Source organism: Pyxidicoccus trucidator, from assembly GCF_010894435.1.
In the GTDB taxonomy this organism is placed as follows: domain Bacteria; phylum Myxococcota; class Myxococcia; order Myxococcales; family Myxococcaceae; genus Myxococcus; species Myxococcus trucidator.
In genome coordinates, this window is record NZ_JAAIXZ010000001.1 from 1,565,865 (window position 1) to 1,582,748 (window position 16,884).

A 16,884-nucleotide genomic window follows, 5' to 3' on the forward strand; every position below is an offset into this window, starting at 1 on the left:
CAGGCAATCCTATGGCTTCACGCGCTGCGTGAGCAGGTTGTTGAGCAGCGTGCCCGGCGTCGAGGCTTCTTTCGCAAGCAAGCGGAGCTCCTTCTGAAGCGCTGACTTGCACGACGCGATATTGCGACAGTCTTCCGTTGCCAGCTCCAATCGTCGGTAGACACGCTCATGGTACGCCTGTGGATGAGGTCCCTTATGGCCCTCGACCGGGACAACGTTCTCCGGGTCCTTCAGCTTCATCCCCGCCTTGTCGAAGATGCGCTTGAACCTCGGCGTCCAGGGCCCGCCCCGCGCGGCGGACTTCTCATTGCGAATCGTGGCGAGGTGATGGTCCTGCTTCCGGCCCCCGCTCCTCGCGGCCATGGCGACCGCATTGGGTGCCAGGGTGATGACGAGCGTGCCCTCCACCACCGCCACCGCGCTCACCTGGTCGATGGCCGCCAGGTCCACTCCAACCTGGGATGCGCTCAGCGCCGCCGCCTGCCCGATGCCCGGGAACAAGGGCAGCCGTGACGCCAGCCATGCGGCGCCTCCCGTCGTGCCTCCGCTCACCACCGCCGCCACCGCGAGAACGAAGATTCGCGCGCCCGCGTCTCCTACAACTCCGCCAAAGCGCGCGCCGGCCTCCTCCAACTCCTGGAACGTGGTGGCCCTGTCCGCGGCCCGCTTCAGCTCACCACACGCCGCCACCACCCTCAGGAAGACCTCGCCTCCCAGGTACGCCACCATCACCAGTGCCACCGCCGCGGCCGCCTTGGTGAAGAGCGGCTCGGGTGCCGCCGCCAGCAGCGCCCAGGACACCAGGGCCGACACCACCACGGCCTTGAAGAAGGTGGGGTTGAGGGTGTCCTCCACCGCGTTCGCGAGGCTCTCGTGCATCGGGTCCAGCGACAGTCCCAGCGCCAGCTTCAGTCTGTCCGTCTCGCCCAGCCCCAGCCCGTCCTCCAGCAAAGACAGACAGTCTCCAGGGGCTTCGTGCGCCCGGCACCAGTGGCCATAGTCCCTGTGCAGCGTGCTCCGCAGCGCCCGGTCCACCATGCCGCCCCGGGTCGAGGCACGAACCAGCCACCCCGCCTCCGAAGGCCGCAGGGACAAGGGCAGCTCCAACACCAGCAGCGCCAGCGCCTCCTCGAAGTCGTCCTCGTCCACTTCGACCGACCCACCCCAGGTGGGTGGCACGTACTCGAGCGGCGCCCCCTCGCCCGTCTCCAGGCGCACCCCGCGCGTGCTCGCGCAGCCTGCTCCCAGGAAGCCCAGCAACAGCGCGCAGATGAAGCGCGACGACATGGCGGCCTCGATTCGGGCGTCCGCGTCCTCTCGGAAGCCAAATCAGGCAATACCAGCACAGACAGACATCCCTGGTCGGAATCCCCTCGGACAAGTCCTCACCTCCGACCTTGCCTCCCCCTGCCCGCTCTGCCACCGTCGCGCGGTACCCATGCGTTACCGGGAGCCCCTGTCCCTCAACGCCCTGCTGCTCGTGCCCTCGCTCGCGCTCGCGGGCCTGGCGTGTGTGGCGGTGTCGGCCCGACAGGTGGCGCTGGCCGCCGCGGCCACCGTCACCCTGGTGCTCGTCCCCCTCGTCTTCAGGCTGTGGACGCGCACCTGGTACCGGGGCCTCGTGCTGCGCGGCCTCGGCGTCTTCCTCATTGGAATGCACGTCCCCCTGCTGCTGGGCGGCGCCCTCGCCCAGGGCCGCATCGGCTGCGCCGAGGGTGGGTGCCCACGGCTCTACCTGCTGGGTGTGCTGGTGTCTCCCGTGGTGGGCGCCCTCTCCAGCGTCGTCTACTGGCTGATCGGTCGTCCCCCGGTCTGAATTTACAGCTTTAACAGGAGAGCCTACTCTCTCTTGAAATGCTCGTACCATTTCGGCCCCGTATCGCGCCCGGGCTCTCCGTGGCGTCGGCCGTGCCTGTCACGGTGTTCCTGTGGTGCTTCACACTTGCGCCACTGATGCACGGCCCCGTCGGTCTGGAGCGGGCCGTGGACGCGGCGGGCCCCTTCGCCGCGGTGGTGGCCGTGGCGCTGCTGGTGGAGCTGCCGCTGCTGTCCCTGGCACTGGCCAGCACGGGCATGGAGCGCCGGGTGCCACTGGCCGTCATGCTGGGCATGGCCACGCTGCCGTGGATGCTGGGGTTGATGGGTACCGAGGCCCTCGTGGAGCGCGCCAGGGCCATGCTTCCCCACCCGGATGCGGTGGAGGCGGGCCTCATGCTCGCCACCGGCACCGGACAGGCCATGGCGCCGCGGCTGCTGGGCGCCTGGACGAGCGCGGCGCTGCTACTGGGCCTCTCCGCCGGACTCGCGCTGGCGTGCTCCGGCTGCGCCCGCGCGAAGACGGCCAGGGAGCGCCGCCATGCCCGGGGCCTGCTGCTGGCCAGCGGCGTCTGCGCGTCTCTCGCCTCGGTGGCGCTGGTGGGCGCGCTGGAGGCCCGCCACCTCTTCGAGCTGCTCACCGGACTGGCCCGCGTCCCCGAGACGGGACGGCTGGAGCTGGTGACGGCGGGGCTCGCGGAGGCGGAGAAGCTGCGCCTGGCACGCTGGATATGCACCGCCGTGCTCTCCGTGCTCGGCTTCGCCCTGCTGGCCCGGCGCACCGCCGCTGATGGCCACTCCCCGCTGGGCTGGTCCGCCCGGCTGGTGCCCGCCGGCGCCGTGGCCGTCCTGCTGGTGCTCGACGCGTACCCCGTGCGCTCCGTCACCGAGCGCGCCCCCATCGCCATCCCCGCCGGCCAGGGCGTGGCCCCCACCCCGCTGGACACGCTGCGCCTGCTGGGCGTGGCGGAGCCGGAAGGTCAGCCGCGCAGGATGAGCACGATGATGGCCAGCCCCACCAGCACCCCCAGGGAGAGCACGGCCACCATGATGAGGCCCTCCGACTTGCGCACCACGGGTGGCAGGACTTCATCCGGCAGCGCCTGGCCGAACGCGAGCTGAACCGACGGCGCCGCCGCCGCGGGCGCCAGCGACGGCAGCGTGGGCTCGGACGGGCGCTGCACGTTCAGCTCCAGCCCCTCGCGCGCCAGCGCCAGCACGCGCTGCATGTGGAGGATGTAGCGGTCCTGCCCCGTGTACGTGCCCAGGGCCAGCGCCGCGCGCAGCAGCCGGTGCGGGACGAGCTGCGGGTCCGCGTTCACCACCACCGCCGCGCTCCCCACCTTGTTCGCGCCGCCGCGCTCCAGGATGCCGGTGCGCACGCCCTGCCCGCTGGCCCAGATGTAGTGGTCATCCAGCAGCGTCAGCTCCTGCCGCTGCACGCGCCCGTCCAGGTCCACCAGCGACAGCAGCTCCGCGCCGTCCGGACACAGGTGCCACACCGTGCGCAGCCCGTTCTCTCCCGGCGGCCCCTCCACCGCGGTGACGCGGTAGAGCGCCTGCACCGCCGTCTTCAACGTCTCCACCGAACTGTCTGCCATGTGGCCCCGAGAGTAGGAGCGACGGGCCCGAAACGGAAGACGGCCTGCCCCTCGGCTGCCCGGCTCCACACGCTCCTCCTCCGCGTGCCGGCTCCCTAGCTTCCCTGGACACAGGAGGACACCGGCCACGTACGACAGCGGACATCCGCACGCCCCGGGACTCCTCGGAGGACTCCACCCATGGCCATCATCGTTCCCGAGCAGCCCATCGACGCGCCCTTCACCGTCCCCGCCAACCGCCGGGCCGTGACGGAAGAGGAGTCGGAAGACTTCCTGCGAGGCCACGTGAGCTGGGACGGGTCCGCCTCGCACGGCGGTGGCTACGTGCCCGAGGACTACGCGTGGCCCTCCAATCCGAAGGAGCACCAGGACGCGCTGATGGGCGAATGGCCCGGCGAACACTGAAGCCACGTGCGCCCGCTCGCCTGCTGGGGTTAGCGTCCCTTCCACCATGAGCCGTTCCCGTGACAGAGGTGCCGAGTTCCAACGCCAGTTCGAGGGCCCGCAGACGCTCGACGGGCTGCTGGACCTGGCCGGCAGCCCCCTCGACAGCGCCGGGGTGCTTGCCCGCATGCAGGCCGCCCAGGCCGAGGGCACTCCCTACAGCGACGTCATCCCCACCTTCTTCGAGGAGGAGCCTCGCTTCCCCTCGCCCGAAATCGCCCGGCGCCTGTACCAGAACCTGCTGGGCCTCTGGGACCTGGTCGAGGAAGGCAAGGCGGTGCGGCTGGATGACGGCCCGCGCCCGCCGCGCCCGAAGAAGGTGAAGCCCACGGCGCCCACCCCCTTCCACCCCGGAGAGCCCTCGGCCGAATTCATCGAAGCCGCCTGGCGTTACCTGGAGGACGACGAGAAGTCGCGCACGCGGCTCACCCACGCCTTCGAGAACCGGCAGGACGCGCTGCTGGGCGCGCTTGACGCCGCGGGGCTCACGGACGAAGGATACGGCGTCGCCCGCCACCTGCTCTTCGAGCTGTACGCCATGCTGGAGCTGGGCTGGCCGCCAGGACTCACACCCGTGAACCCGGCGGCGCTGGAGGCGGACACAGAAGCTCCACCGGTGCCACAGCCGCTGCGGGACTACGCGGACGAGGCGCTTTTCGAGGCGGAGCAGGATGAGGAGCAGCCCCTGTCCTCCCAGGAACTGGAGGCGGTGCGGCGTCTCGTCCGACGCGGACTCGCGGCGCTCTGGAGCGCTCGCAAGGGGAGATGAAGGATGGCCAAGGACAGGGACGACAACGGGGGCGGGTTCTCCGGGAAGCGCAACAAGAGCTGGCGTGAAATCGACGCGAGCCGCAGCAAGGGCAGCAAGTACCACTCCCGGCAGGACGACCCCGCGCAGCAGAAGATCGAGCGCAGCGCGAGCTACGAGAAGTACAAGGCCGCCGCTGACTCGCTCTTCACCGGCGGCGAGCTGCCGGAGGGGCTGGCCAAGACGTTCGACCCCGAAGGCAAGCGCAAGGCCCAGAAGCAGGCCATGCTGAAGGTGACGGAGTCCGAGACACGCGCCGACTGGGTGAAGGCCGTCGTGGACTACCTGGAGAAGTACCCGGAGCTGCCCGAGGACGCGTACTTCCTCGACTCCCTCCTGGACCACCCGCGCGAGCGCATCGTCGACAAGGCGCTGGCGAAGCTGGAGCTGATGTCCGAGGAGGGCAAGCTCAAGACGAAGGTGCCGCAGAGCCTGGATCAGCGCCTGAAGTCCGTGGAGCTGACCAGCATGGACCCCGACATGCAGGGCCGGGCCAAGACGCTGCGCGGGAAGCTGCGCGCCTGAGGTGGCGTGGCGGGACGCCGCGCCGGGGCGTCGAGCAGGGCCGCGTCAGGAGGCCGTGCGCACTGGCCGCTCACGGAGGGCCACCGCTCAGGGAGCGCCCGGCGTCGCGGCCTTCGGGGGAACAGCCCCTCCCCGGTACACCAGCACGACGGCGCGCAGCCCGCCCTCACCCGGCTCGTGGATGAGCTGAAGCTCCTCACCGACACGGGTGTAGAAGTCCGGCGCATCCTCCGCGCGCCTCCAGCCGTGCTGCGCCAGGGCTCGAGCGTAGAAGGCGTCCACGTCGGCCGCGGACAGGGGCACGTGGAAGGCCATCGTCCGTGCGCTCTCGCTGCCCACGCGCAGCACCTTGCTGGCGCCGGGCGGCAGGGGCGCGAAGTCTCCCGCGGCGACGGGCTCGCGGCGCAACATGTGGTTGGCCTCGCCGAGATAGAGCGTGGTGGCGCCGTCCTCCCGTGGCTGGAGGATGGCGGTGTATGTCACGCGCCTGCGCGCATCCACGGCGGTGAGCATCACCGCGCCGCTCGCGAACTGGGGCTGCTCGCTGCCCGGAGGAACATAGAGGCCCGCCCGGGTGAATGCGTCGGCGAGGCGCTGCACCGCTTCCTGCAACCGCTCCTTCACGAGCACCGCGCGCAGGGCCACCGGCACGCCACCGGCCTCGACGATTTCACTCACCTCGACGTGCTCCAGCACCTGGAACCTGGGCCACGAGAAGCGCGGGGGACCGCCGGACTCGTCCCGAGGCGCTGAAGCCGCCGGAGCCACCGGTGTCGGGCGACCGCGAACCGGAGTGCCCGCCGCCGCGGAGCCCGGTGAAGCCACCCCGGAGCCGGCCGTGCGTGGAACGAACGTTCCTTCCGGCACCTTCGCGCCGGGAGCCGTCGCACGTGGAACGAACGTTCCTTCCGCCGCCTTCGCGCCGGGGGCCGCGCCCACGCCGAGGAGGCACACCCCAGCCAGCGCCGCGAGTGTCCACTTCACCGGGGGATTCCGAGCCAATGGTTCTGCCGCCCGGCGTTGTGGCTCTGGATGTTGGGCGCGTCGAAGGGCGTCACCTCCCAGCGCGACTGCCCGCCCGCGTGCGTGGGACCGATGTCCTCCTCGTAGTTGTCCTCCTCGCCGCGGAAGCTCATGAAGAACTGGTCCTCATTGACGGAGGCCGCCCCCACCAGCCCCGCGAGCGCGGACCCGGCAAAACCGCCTCCTTCGTTGGCCCGGTAGACGCTTTGCGCCCACAGGTAGTAGTCCCGGTTCGGGCACGGGGCGCCGCTGTTGATGCTGAGCGGACACGCACGCCCCTCCTGCACGCCCGACAGCCCCCAGTCGTCCAGCAGCATTCCGAAGCGACCGGTGCAGTTGCCGTCCGAGGCACGCCCGGCGGCGCAGACGGTGAAGGCGGCGGCCGCGCGACGGTGGGCCACCTTGAAGAAGCTGTCCTCCATGAACCGCCCCACGCGCACGGCCCGGATGCTCGAGGACGCCGTGCACCCCATGCCCTCCGTGCCCACGTTCATCGCCTCGGCCAGGGGAGCATCCCCTGGCGCGACTTCCGCCGCGCTCGGAGGGAGGCCCGGCACGCCCGCGGGCAGTGCCGGCCGGCAGTCGACCTGGATGGGCTGCGCCCTCGCAATCGCCTGCTGAATCGGCATGCCCGTGCCGCCCATCCGCTCGCGCCCGTCGAAGTCCGCGTAGCGCCCGCCGGCCTCCGCCTCCGCGTCCGCCACCACGCCCCGCCGGCCCCACTGGCCGTCCTCCGGGTCATGCAGCACACGCCCGGTGGCGTCCCAGAGCGCGAAGTTGGCGGCCTCCTGCACCTTGAGCGTCAGCGCCCCCACCTCCGCGAAGTAGATGCCGAATACGAGGATGGTGACGAACACCATGAGGCCCAGCGACGCCTCCACCAGCGCCTGTCCCCGGGACGCGCGCGAGCGCATGTCAGTACCCCCTTCCGCCCGGGCCGCCACCCCGATAGCCCTCGCCCACCAACCGGCGCAGCGCCCGCGCGTGCTCGGTGAAGCCCGCGCCCGCCAGGCTGTCCGCGGGCCGGTCGTCGACGGAGCCCTCGGGACTCGCCAGCGTGGCGCGCCAGAAGGGGTTGAGGAAGTTGGGGGGCTCGCGCCAGCCGCCGCCCTGCGCCGCGGGGCGCGGCCGGTGGTAGTAGACGAGGCCGGCGGCCAGGGCCACCTGGTTGCGCTGCACGTCCTCGCGCCCCGTCGGGCCAATGCGGCCCAGTGGGCTGCTGTTGTCGAAGGTCGTGTCGCTCTCCGCGGTGAAGCGGAAGCGGAAGAGGAGGTTCCACGGGTCCGGGTTCCTCCGCCGCTGCGGGCTGGCGTAGTCCCGGTACAGCATGCTGTACAGCTTGGGCTGGCCGTACTGGTTCGCCGCGCCCCGCTGCAGCTCGCCTACGTTGTAGCCCATGGAGTAGGGCCAGATGCCGGGGCACACGGCGCACGCGCCCAGCGTGTGCATCCTGTACGGGGGGTCGCCGTTCTCCATGGCCTGGCCCGGGGACACGCGGGCGCCGTACACGTGCTGGTCCTCGTGCGTCTGCTCCTCGTCGGACATCACCCACGCATCGCTCGCGACCGCCGGCACCGGGGGCGCCGAGCGGCACTGCGTGGGAATGACGCCGCGCCCATGGTCATGCGCCGTCGAGTTGCGGCCGGAGATGGTGTTGTAGGTGGACGGGTCCATCTCCCCCGCCGAGCTGTAGTGACGGAAGGCGGTGGAGACCGAGGCGCCGCCGGTGCCGAAGCCCGCGCTGCCGCCACCCCGGTTGTGCACCCACGTCCAGCCCATGCTCCCCATGGTGGCATTGAGCGCGAGCGTGCCTCCGCCGGACATGCACACCGCCCCGTCACCCGCGCCGCACGCGCCTCCTCCCGCCTTCAGCGCATTGATGACGTCCTCGCGCGAGCGCACCGCGTTGTTGCCGTTGAGCTCGGAGAAGCTCTTCGCGGCACCTTCCAGGGGGGCCTCCAGCTCGCCATTGACCGCCGCCGCGACCTTCCGCGTCAGCTCCTGTCCCATGACATGGTCGGTCAGCAGCTTCGTGTAGATGGCAATCCCGGCCCTGTGGAAGCTGCCTGCCTGTCCCTGGAGGCTCTTCACCTGGCTGGCCGCTGCTTCGTCCCCGGCGTGCCACTCGGCGGACGGGATGTCCTCCGGGCACACCACGTTGTGCGCCGCGAACTCCTGGCTGCTGTGGCTGATGAGCGCCTGCGTGCCGGCCATGGCCACCATGTGCGCCACCTGCGCGCGGTTCATCACCGCAATCGCGTTGAAGGTGCGCGCGGTGGCCACCGCCTGGCTGTAGGCCGCGGCGTCCGCCGCCATCTGGATTTCGACGCGCTCCTTCGCGCGCATGCCGAAGCCCAGCGTCATCAGGACCATCAGCGTCAGCAGCAGCAACGTCAGCGCGAAGAGCACCAGCGCCTGCCCTCGCCGCGCGCGTATCAGAAGCCGTGAGGGCTGCACGCGGGACCTCCCTGGAAGTACTCGGACATGACGGGCGTCATCATCCGCATGGCAGCGCTCACCTGGATGGGGAAGACGAAGTGGCCCTGGTTGCTCCAGCGCACCATGCGGTCGCCCAGGTCTCCACCCGGCCACCTGTCCCGCCCAATCGTGTCGTCTGTCTCGCCGTACCAGGCCGCGCGCTTCTGCACGGGCATCAGCGGATTGGTGGCCGTGTAACGCTGGAGCTGGAAGTGGGCCAGGAACATGCGGCTCATCACCCAGTTCGCGAACGGGATGCGCATGTAGTACCAGGCCACCATTCGTATCTCCAACGTGCGCGCCCGCAGCGCGCCAGCGTTGTTCGTGGGCTGGTCGAACAGCAGGTCCTCGCCGCCCTCCAGCGACTGGGCCCAGCCGGCGTCCGGCGACTCGCGGACGATTTCAATCATCGGCTCGTTGAAGGCGTCCCCGGAGGAGCTGCGCACCCGGAAGTGGTTGTGGCGCCGGGGTGAGAAGGCCTCCGCCAGCCGCGCCCCCGTGTCCGTGCGCGTCACCGTGGGCAGCATCGTCACCAGCGCCGCGTGCGTCATCGGCAGGCAGCTGCCGTGGTTGAGGCTGCCCGCGCGCACCGCCCGGTACACCGCCACCTGCGCCAGGATTCGCGCCTGCAACATCATGAAGAGCTGCAGCGTCCCCAGCACCAGGAACACCACCAGCGGCAACGTCAGCGCCGCCTCTACCGCGGCCTGGCCTGACTGAGGGGATGTGCGCTGCGTGCCCGGGGGTGGCATGACATCTAACGAATTCCCTGTTTCTGCTTGATTGAGGAATCGGTCAAATGGACGGGGGCCTCACATTTGCGCACAGCCCCACTGTGACAGACACAGTGGGGGCATGCCAGACCCGCCAGGAATCCAAGGGGTTGGCGGGTGGACGCCCCTTTATGACGTGGCGCGTCAGCGGTTGATGACGAAGCCGCAGGCGGAGTCGAGCACCACCTTCGCCCCCGCCAGGGCCTTGAGGAGCCGCTCGTAGTGGGTGCGCTCGGCGTCCAGCTGCGCCTCCACGGCGTCGGCCTGCAGGCCCTGGTGGGCGAGGGAGAGGCGCAGACGCTCGGCGGCCGCGTCGCGCTCGGCCTCAATCGCCTTGCGCGCCCGGGTGGCCAGCTTCGCCAGCTCCGCCTGCGCGGCCTTCTGGCCCACCGGCACGGAGGCGTCCACGAAGGCGCCGAAGCCCGGGAAGGCGCGCGACACCTCGTCGCCCTTGAGCCCCTTCCCCTCCGTCTCCAGCGCGGGCAGCACCGTGGTGTCCGCCTTCGGGCCGTTGGCACCCTCCACCACGGCCACGCGCAGCAGCGTGCGCTCCAGGAAGCGCGCCAGCTGGCGGCTGGGCACGCGCGCGCCCGGGGAGGTGTCCTCCGGCTCGGGGAGCTGCACGTGGTACAGCAGCTCCAGCCCGCGCGCCTTCAGGGGCCCGCGCTTCTCGATGAAGCGGAACGCGCTGCGCCCATAGGGGCCGTCGCGCAGGAAGCCGAAGAGGGCCTCCACCAGCGAGTGGCCGGTGGCGAAGTACTCCAGCTCCTCCGCCTCCACCGCCGTGTCGCGCCAGAAGGTGCCCAGCACCGTCCGGTCCTCCATGACGTCGAGGCCCGGCAGCCCGTCCACCTTCAGCGCATGGCCGAACTGGAAGGCCACCTGGAACGCCTCCACCTGCTCGTCCGTGTCCACGCCGATGCCCACCCGGCGCGCCAGCTCGGTGACGGACTCCTCCAGGCGCTCGTCCAAGTCACGCGCCACGCCCCACAGGCCGTCCTCCACGCTCGCGGCTTCGCCGTCCTCGCCCTCGTCCTCCTCTTCGATGCCCATGCGCTCCTGGGCCCGCTTCACCAGCCGCTCCACCGCCGGCTTGTCGAAGCTGCGCACGTCCAGCAGCGGGTCATACGCGCGCTTCACCTGCGCCCGCGCGGCCTCCACCTTCGCCTTCAGCTCCTGGGCGTACGCCACGCGGGCCTCGCGCGGCAGCAGCGCCAGCTCCGCCAGCCGGTCCTCCACCTCCTCCAGCACCGCGTCCAGGCCGCCCACCGTCTCGCCGAAGACGCCGACGGCATCCGCCAGCAGCATCAGCACGTCCGACGCCAGCGTGCCCGCCGGGTCGAAGACGTGGATTTCCACCGGGTGCGTCTGGCCGATGCGGTCCAGGCGGCCGATGCGCTGCTCCACCGTGGCCGGGCTCCAGGGCAAGTCGTAGTGCACCAGGTGGTGCGCGAACTGGAAGTTGCGGCCCTCTCCGCCCACCTCCGTGCACAGCAGCACCTTCGGGCCCTCCGGGTCTCGAAAGCGCGCCACCTGCCTGTCGCGCTCCACCAGCGGCAGGTCGCCGTGGTAGCCCAGCGCCTCCACGCCCTCGCGCCCCAGCTCCGACTGGAGCGCGTCCAGCGTGTCGCGGCTCTCCGTGAAGACGAGCACCTTCGCCGCCGGCTCCGTCTTCCAGGTGCCGCGCAGGACATTGAGGAAGGCGACGAACTTCGCGTCGCGGGTGGGCAGCCGCAGCGCGTCTGCCTGGCCCTTGAGGACGGGGTTGGCCTTCACCGCGCCCGCGAAGGCGGCGGGGCTGGACTCCAGCCGGCGCAGCACGTTGCCCAGCGGCGCGCCGCGCAGGGTGCCGCCCGCCAGCGCCGCCAGCGCGGCGTCACGAATCTCGAGCTCCTCGGCGGGCAGCTCCACCGGGTGGCGGTGCAGCCGGCGCGTGGAGAAGCCGCCCACCACCGCGCGACGGTTGCGCACCAGCCTGTCGCTGAGGCTGTACGTCTCCGCGAGGTGCTGGAGCAGCGCGTCCCTGTCTTTCAGCGTCGCCAGCTTCGTGTCCTCGGGGAAGCGCTTCGCCAGCGCCTGCACCGCGGCGGAGGGCTTGCCTCCCTCCATCAGCGCGCGCACGGCGGAGGACAGCTCCTCCTGGCGCTTCAGCCGCTCCTCGAAGCCCGCCACCGTGGGCGCGGTGGCCGCGTCGATGAGGGTGAGCAGCCCGTGGTACTCCGCCGGGTCCAGCTGCATGGGCGTGGCGGTGAGCAGCAGCAGGCCCCATGAGTTGCCCGCCAGTACCTTCGCCGCCTCGAAGGCCTTCTCGCCCTTGAGGTGGTGCGCCTCGTCGATGATGACCAAATCCCAGAAGGCGTCCTCGGCGCCGAGCTCGCCGCGGTGCTCCGCGCTGCGCGACAGCAGCTCCAGGCTCGTCACCACCAGCGGGAAGCGCGCCCAGGGCGAGACGCCCGGCGCCTCCTTGAGGGACTGCTCGTAGCGGTCCGAGTCCATCAGCGTGAAGAGCTGGTTGAACTTGTGGAACAGCTCCACCAGCCACTGCACGGTGAGGTGGCTGGGCGCCACCACGAGGCACCGGCGCGCCAGGCCCGACAGCCGCAGCGCGCTGAACACCATGCCCGCCTCAATCGTCTTGCCCAGGCCCACCTCGTCCGCCAGCACGAAGCGGGGCCGGCGCGCGGACAGCACGCGCTGCACCACGCCCACCTGGTGCGGCTTCACCATGATGCGGCTGGCCAGCAGCGCGCCCAGCGCGTCGCAGCGGCGCTCGTCGTCCAGCACCAGCGCCTGCTTGCGCAGGGTGAAGGCCTTCGCCTCGCCCACGCGCCCCTCGCGCAGCGTGGACAGCAGGTCCGAGCGCGGCGGCAGCGCGCGCACCTCGGACTCGGGCAGCTCGTCCTCCTCGCCGGTGTCCGCGTAGCGCAGCACGTAGCGGCGCAGGCCTCGCGCGCCGGGCTCCTCGCGGATGACCAGGGCCAGCCGTCCCTTGTACGTCAGCACCGGCTCGCCCGGCGGCAGCGGGTACTGCACCAGCGCGCCGCCCTTGGTGGACACCAGCACCGGCGCGTCCTCCCGGGCCGGGAAGGAGACGAGCGCCTTGGCGCCCTCCTCCTGAAAGGACATCAGGTGTCCCACACCCCATTCGGGCTGCGGGAGGTAGCGGACCTTCGAACCTTCGACGAGGGACATAGGCTTGGAAGCAGGGCCCCTGGAATTGGGGGGTTCGCCTCATAACCCCCCGCCATCACGAAGGCCATCCCGTCTGCACACACCGTGGATCATCCCGCAAACCGGCCGCGGCGCCCCTGCCGAGGGGTCGGATCACAATCTCCCTGGGGTCACTCCGCCCCGTCCGATGGGGCGATGTTCTCGGTTGCGCATATCGGTGATGCTGACTCGGCCTGTCGTACGGGGTTTCCCGGTGCGGCTGGGGGGGAGTGCCACATGATGCGCCGTTGGACGTTCGCTCAGCGAGTGGGCGCGGGGCTGTCTGCCTGCATGCTGACCGGTGTACTGCTGCTCGGGACGCTGCTGTCCGCGTTGTACGGCCACGGCCCCACCGGAGGCGCGGTGCCAGGAGCCCTACCCCAGGCGCTGGTGGCGGGGCTGCTCGGCCTGGCCGGAGTGGGCGCGCTGGGCTTCGTGCTGCACCGCTCGCTGGTCCCCCTCCACACGCGGCACGAGCACAGCGAGCAGCGCCTGCAGTTGCTGATGGACGGTGTGACGGACTACGCGCTGTGCTTCCTGGACAGGTATGGCCGCGTCACCGCGTGGAGCGCGGGCGCCGCGCGCCTCAGCGGCTGGTCCGAGGCGGAAGTCACCGGGCGCGACGCGGACAGGCTCTACGCCGAGGACGAGGTCTCCGCGGGCGTGCCCCGGGCCCACCGGGAGCGCGCCGCCCGCGAGGGGCGCCTGCTGTCCGAGGGCTGGCGGATGCGCCGCGACGGCACGCGCTTCTGGGCGGAGACGCTGCTCACCGCGCTGCACGACGGGCGCGGCCGGCTGCACGGCTTCGCCGAGGTGACGCGCGACATCACCGAGCGCCGCCGCATGGAGCGCGCCCAGGCCCTCTTCGCGGAGGCCGGCCGCGTCCTCCAGCCGCTGTCCGGCGCGCGCGAGGTGGGCGAGGCCCTCACCCGCCTGTGCGTGCCCGAGGTGGCGGATGCCTGCATCCTCTTCGCCCCCACCGAGGACGGCACCGTGCGCCCCCAGGCCGTGGCCTGCGCGGACACGGACGCCGCCAGCCGCCTGTGGGAGCCGCTGCTGCGCTGCCCGGATGATGGCGAGGTGGGCCCCTCGCGCGTGGTGCGCACGGGCCGGAGCGAGCTGCTGCCGGAGCTGGACGCGGCGTGTCTGCCTCACGCGCTGGACGGCACCGCGCACGGCGAGCTGCTGCGCACGCTGGGCGTGACGTCCGCCCTCACCGTGCCGCTGGCCGTGGGCTCACGCGTGCTGGGCGCGCTGTGCCTGCTGTCCACCGGCCCCCACCGCCGCTTCGGCCAGGTGGACCGCGCCTTCATGGAGGAGCTGGCCGCGCGCGCCGCCCTCGCGCTGGACAATGCGCGCCTGCTGGCCGAGGCCCAGGACGCGCTCGAGCTCATCGGCGTGGCCGCGCATGATTTGGGCAACCCGCTCAGCTCGCTCCAGCTCCGGCTGCGGCGGCTGCGCATGCTGGAAGGCGCCAACGGGCATGATCCACGCATGCGCGACGGGCTGGGCGGGGCGGAGATGGAGACGCGGCGGCTGGGCCGGCTCGTCCACAACCTCCTCGACCTGTCCCGCATGTCCGCCGGCCGGATGACGCTGGACACCGAGGAGCTGGACCTGGCGAAGCTGGTGCGCGAGGTGGTGGAGCGCCATGCCGACCAGGCCGCCGCCGCCGGCTGCGCCCTCACCCTGCGCGTGGAGGAGAGCGCCTCTGGCCAGTGGGACAGGCAGCGCCTGGACCGCGTCGTCACCAACCTCGTCAGCAACGCCCTCAAGTTCGGCCGGGGCCGCCCCGTGGAGGTGCACGTCCACGCGGATGCCGACCAGGCCCGCTTCACCGTGAAGGACGCCGGCATCGGCATCTCCCCCGAGGCCCAGCAGCGCCTGTTCCGCCGCTTCCAGCGCGTCCATGGCGGCGAGCACCACCCCGGCACCGGCCTGGGCCTCTACATCGTCCGCCAGCTCGTCGAGGCCCACGGCGGCTCCATCCACGTACAGAGTCGCACCGGGGAAGGCGCGGAATTCACGGTTGAGCTTCCCCGGACCCCACGTACCACGTCGTGCGTCCCCTCGGAGGCGCGGGCGTAACCAGGGGGTAGGATTCCACCCTCAGTGGGTCAGCTATTCACCTGGAAACACTAATGGTTCGTATCTCAGCGGATTTTTCGCCCTGAAGTTGAACCAATCTGTTCATTGCAGATATTCTTCGTACGGCTAGAAAGGCTCGAACCGGGGAAACCCGGAACCGGGAGAGACCCCGCCCACACCGCCCCCCCCGGGCGACGGGCCACAGGGTCCGCTGGCCGGGACGCCATGGCGGCGTCCGCTTTCATACGTACGAGGAGATTCAACCATGGGTGGACTTGGAGCCCCCCGGGCTGGCTGCGACGGGTTTGTTGCGCGCCTGCCCTCTTCCCTGCTGAGCGGCCGTGCGGCGCTGCTGGCGTCGCTGGCGGGGCTGCTGGTCGCCTGCGGTGGCCCGGACGTCGCGGGTGACGTCGGTGACGACGTGGCGCTGGAGGAGCAGGCCCGAGAGCTGACGGGCTCCGACTCTGACGAGCGCCGTCCGTCCACGAAGCCGGTGGCGCTGTCCCTGGAGGTGGAGAACGGCGAGGGACGGCCGCTGCGCGTGCGCGCGGGCGGCACCTTCTACATCAATCAAATCGACATCCGCGCCGTGGTGCAGGCCACCACCGACGAGGGCCTGAAGACGCTGCGCACCGACAGCGACTTCGCGGGCCTGGGCTGGGCCGGGGCGCAGGTGGCGGACCAGGAGTCCACCGGCCTGCGGGCGCCCTTCACCCGCCGCCGCTTCTACCGGGACGCCGCGTGGATGGACGTGCCCAGCTTCTTCACGGTGGAGCCGGTGGACAAGCATGGCCGCCTCACCGGCGCGCCGGTGCTGGTGAACGCGGGCAGCGAGCACACGCGCCGCACCGACAGCGACGACTTCTTCGTCCGCCGCTTCCGCGCCATCCAGACGGCCACCGGCTGCACCACGCGGACGGACTGCTCGGGCTCCACCACCTTCGAGGAGGAGGCGCTCGTCGAGCTGCGCAACGCGTATGACCACGCCAAGGCGCACACGCTCACCTTCCACCCGAACACCCGCGCCCTGCGCCTGCGCTGGAGCCTGCGCCCGTTCGCTCCCTACGACATCCCCGTGGAGCAGGTGAAGAACCCCGAGTACGCCTACGGCTTCAACCTGGAGCTCACCCCCCTGACGCCGCCCCGGCGCAACGGCACCTACGCTCCGGGCACGGAAATCTCCTTCCAGCTCACCCTGCGGGACGGGGCGGGCAAGCGCCTGCACCCGAAGGGCGTCCTGCCGGCCTACAACGACGTGGCACCGGACGGCACCGAGTCGGGGTTGCAGTACTATCGGGCCTTCTTCGATGCGACGACGACGTACTACCGGCGCAAGCACCGCGAGCGCATGCTGATGACGCAAATCGTCGGCCCCGCGCAGCACGTGCAGCCCATCCGCTCCATCGTCACGCTCGAAGCCTTCCTGGACCCGAACGTGGACGAGCAGGTGGTGGCCACCCCGGAGCGCGACGGCGTCTTCTCGCAGTTCGCCACCCTGCCCTTCTCCAACGTCCTGTTCGGCGGCGCCTTCGTCGACCCGAACCTCTGGAATCAAATCAACACGGACACCTTCCAGTTCACCGTCCCGGCGAACGCCGCCCCCGGCACCTACTTCGTGACGGCGAAGGGCCGCCGCCTGTACCTGGGCGAGGACCTGCCGGGCTCCACGACGATTGAAATCCAGGTGGGCACGCCCGAGCGCACCCGGGCCAACCTCACCACCGGCCCCTGCACGAGCTGCCACAGCAAGGGCGGCGAGCTGAGCCAGGTGCTGCACGCCAACGACAACCGCGCCACCTGCGCAGGCTGCCACTCGCCGCTGGCGTTCGAGCTGGAGGGGCCCATCTTCGTGCGGACCCACTTCATCCACTCGCGCTCCAACCGCTTCGACGCGCCCCTGGAGAAGTGCTCGTCCTGCCACCTGACGAAGGCGAGCGTCCAGCGCACCAGCAAGGCCGCCTGCCTGTCCTGCCACAAGTCCTACCCGGACAGCCATGTGGCGCAATTCGGACCCATCGAGAGCATGTATGTCGGTGGGGGCCCGGAGTCGTTCCAGCAGTGCACCGGGGCCTGTCATACTCAGCACCCGGGTAGCGGCCTCTAACCGCCCCCGCAACAC

At 71.2% G+C, this 16,884-nt stretch carries 13 protein-coding genes; 6 read left to right on the forward strand and 7 right to left on the reverse strand.

The features are described 5' to 3' along the window. Window positions 1-9: 9 nt before the first annotated feature. On the reverse strand, window positions 10-1,287 hold the full coding sequence (locus G4D85_RS06365; RefSeq protein WP_164008855.1) for an AHH domain-containing protein: 1,278 nt from the start codon (window positions 1,285-1,287) through the stop codon (window positions 10-12). A gap of 151 nt (window positions 1,288-1,438) precedes the next feature. Between G4D85_RS06365 and G4D85_RS06370 the strand changes: the two genes are divergently transcribed. Next, complete coding sequence (locus tag G4D85_RS06370) at window positions 1,439-1,816, forward strand: hypothetical protein (protein WP_164008856.1); 378 nt, start codon at window positions 1,439-1,441, stop codon at window positions 1,814-1,816. A gap of 979 nt (window positions 1,817-2,795) precedes the next feature. Here the strand turns inward: G4D85_RS06370 and G4D85_RS48815 are convergent. Further along, window positions 2,796-3,416 carry a hypothetical protein gene (locus tag G4D85_RS48815; protein WP_205525434.1) on the reverse strand — a complete coding sequence of 207 codons (621 nt, stop codon included), beginning with the start codon at window positions 3,414-3,416 and terminating at the stop codon, window positions 2,796-2,798. A 180-nt stretch (window positions 3,417-3,596) separates the two neighbouring features. Here G4D85_RS48815 and G4D85_RS06380 point away from each other — a divergent pair, with 180 nt between their 5' ends. The 3 genes from G4D85_RS06380 to G4D85_RS06390 are packed head-to-tail and all read left to right on the forward strand — an operon-like array spanning window position 3,597 to window position 5,193. Continuing rightward, window positions 3,597-3,821 (forward strand): hypothetical protein, encoded by a 225-nt coding sequence (locus G4D85_RS06380; protein WP_164008861.1) that lies wholly within the window; start codon window positions 3,597-3,599, stop codon window positions 3,819-3,821. Window positions 3,822-3,867: 46 nt separating this feature from the next. After that, window positions 3,868-4,629, forward strand: a complete 762-nt coding sequence (locus G4D85_RS06385) for a hypothetical protein (RefSeq protein ID WP_164008863.1) — start codon at window positions 3,868-3,870, stop codon at window positions 4,627-4,629. Between the two features lie 3 nt (window positions 4,630-4,632). After that, window positions 4,633-5,193, forward strand: a complete 561-nt coding sequence (locus tag G4D85_RS06390) for a hypothetical protein (RefSeq protein ID WP_164008865.1) — start codon at window positions 4,633-4,635, stop codon at window positions 5,191-5,193. An 87-nt stretch (window positions 5,194-5,280) separates the two neighbouring features. Here the strand turns inward: G4D85_RS06390 and G4D85_RS06395 are convergent, their stop codons facing one another. The 5 genes from G4D85_RS06395 to G4D85_RS06415 form a co-directional block, all read right to left on the reverse strand. Next, window positions 5,281-6,177: a hypothetical protein gene (locus G4D85_RS06395; protein ID WP_240359103.1), complete on the reverse strand. Its 897-nt coding sequence runs from the start codon at window positions 6,175-6,177 to the stop codon at window positions 5,281-5,283. Further along, window positions 6,174-7,130, reverse strand: a complete 957-nt coding sequence (locus tag G4D85_RS06400; protein ID WP_164008867.1) for a hypothetical protein — start codon at window positions 7,128-7,130, stop codon at window positions 6,174-6,176. The genes G4D85_RS06395 and G4D85_RS06400 overlap by 4 nt, the downstream gene beginning before the upstream one ends. A gap of 1 nt (window position 7,131) precedes the next feature. Beyond that, complete coding sequence (locus tag G4D85_RS06405) at window positions 7,132-8,673, reverse strand: pilus assembly protein (RefSeq protein WP_164008869.1); 1,542 nt, start codon at window positions 8,671-8,673, stop codon at window positions 7,132-7,134. Next, window positions 8,652-9,446, reverse strand: a complete 795-nt coding sequence (locus tag G4D85_RS06410) for a TadE family protein (protein ID WP_164008871.1) — start codon at window positions 9,444-9,446, stop codon at window positions 8,652-8,654. Before G4D85_RS06410 ends, G4D85_RS06405 begins: the two co-directional genes overlap by 22 nt. 165 nt (window positions 9,447-9,611) lie before the next feature. After that, window positions 9,612-12,659: a helicase-related protein gene (locus G4D85_RS06415; RefSeq protein WP_164008874.1), complete on the reverse strand. Its 3,048-nt coding sequence runs from the start codon at window positions 12,657-12,659 to the stop codon at window positions 9,612-9,614. A 255-nt stretch (window positions 12,660-12,914) separates the two neighbouring features. Between G4D85_RS06415 and G4D85_RS06420 the strand changes: the two genes are divergently transcribed. Continuing rightward, complete coding sequence (locus tag G4D85_RS06420; protein ID WP_164008876.1) at window positions 12,915-14,765, forward strand: sensor histidine kinase; 1,851 nt, start codon at window positions 12,915-12,917, stop codon at window positions 14,763-14,765. A gap of 265 nt (window positions 14,766-15,030) precedes the next feature. Then, window positions 15,031-16,869 (forward strand): cytochrome c3 family protein, encoded by a 1,839-nt coding sequence (locus G4D85_RS06425; RefSeq protein WP_164008878.1) that lies wholly within the window; start codon window positions 15,031-15,033, stop codon window positions 16,867-16,869. Window positions 16,870-16,884: the final 15 nt, after the last annotated feature.

Bases quoted from the DNA above. Each gene is read 5' to 3' on its own strand.
- G4D85_RS06415 (WP_164008874.1), bottom strand. From the start codon at position 12,659: ATGTCCCTCGTCGAAGGTTCGAAGGTCCGCTACCTCCCGCAGCCCGAA.
- G4D85_RS06420 (WP_164008876.1), top strand. From the start codon at position 12,915: ATGATGCGCCGTTGGACGTTCGCTCAGCGAGTGGGCGCGGGGCTGTCT.
- G4D85_RS06410 (WP_164008871.1), bottom strand. From the start codon at position 9,446: ATGCCACCCCCGGGCACGCAGCGCACATCCCCTCAGTCAGGCCAGGCC.
- G4D85_RS48815 (WP_205525434.1), bottom strand. From the start codon at position 3,416: ATGGCAGACAGTTCGGTGGAGACGTTGAAGACGGCGGTGCAGGCGCTC.
- G4D85_RS06400 (WP_164008867.1), bottom strand. From the start codon at position 7,130: ATGCGCTCGCGCGCGTCCCGGGGACAGGCGCTGGTGGAGGCGTCGCTG.
- G4D85_RS06425 (WP_164008878.1), top strand. From the start codon at position 15,031: ATGGGTGGACTTGGAGCCCCCCGGGCTGGCTGCGACGGGTTTGTTGCG.
- G4D85_RS06390 (WP_164008865.1), top strand. From the start codon at position 4,633: ATGGCCAAGGACAGGGACGACAACGGGGGCGGGTTCTCCGGGAAGCGC.
- G4D85_RS06380 (WP_164008861.1), top strand. From the start codon at position 3,597: ATGGCCATCATCGTTCCCGAGCAGCCCATCGACGCGCCCTTCACCGTC.
- G4D85_RS06385 (WP_164008863.1), top strand. From the start codon at position 3,868: ATGAGCCGTTCCCGTGACAGAGGTGCCGAGTTCCAACGCCAGTTCGAG.
- G4D85_RS06365 (WP_164008855.1), bottom strand. From the start codon at position 1,287: ATGTCGTCGCGCTTCATCTGCGCGCTGTTGCTGGGCTTCCTGGGAGCA.
- G4D85_RS06370 (WP_164008856.1), top strand. From the start codon at position 1,439: ATGCGTTACCGGGAGCCCCTGTCCCTCAACGCCCTGCTGCTCGTGCCC.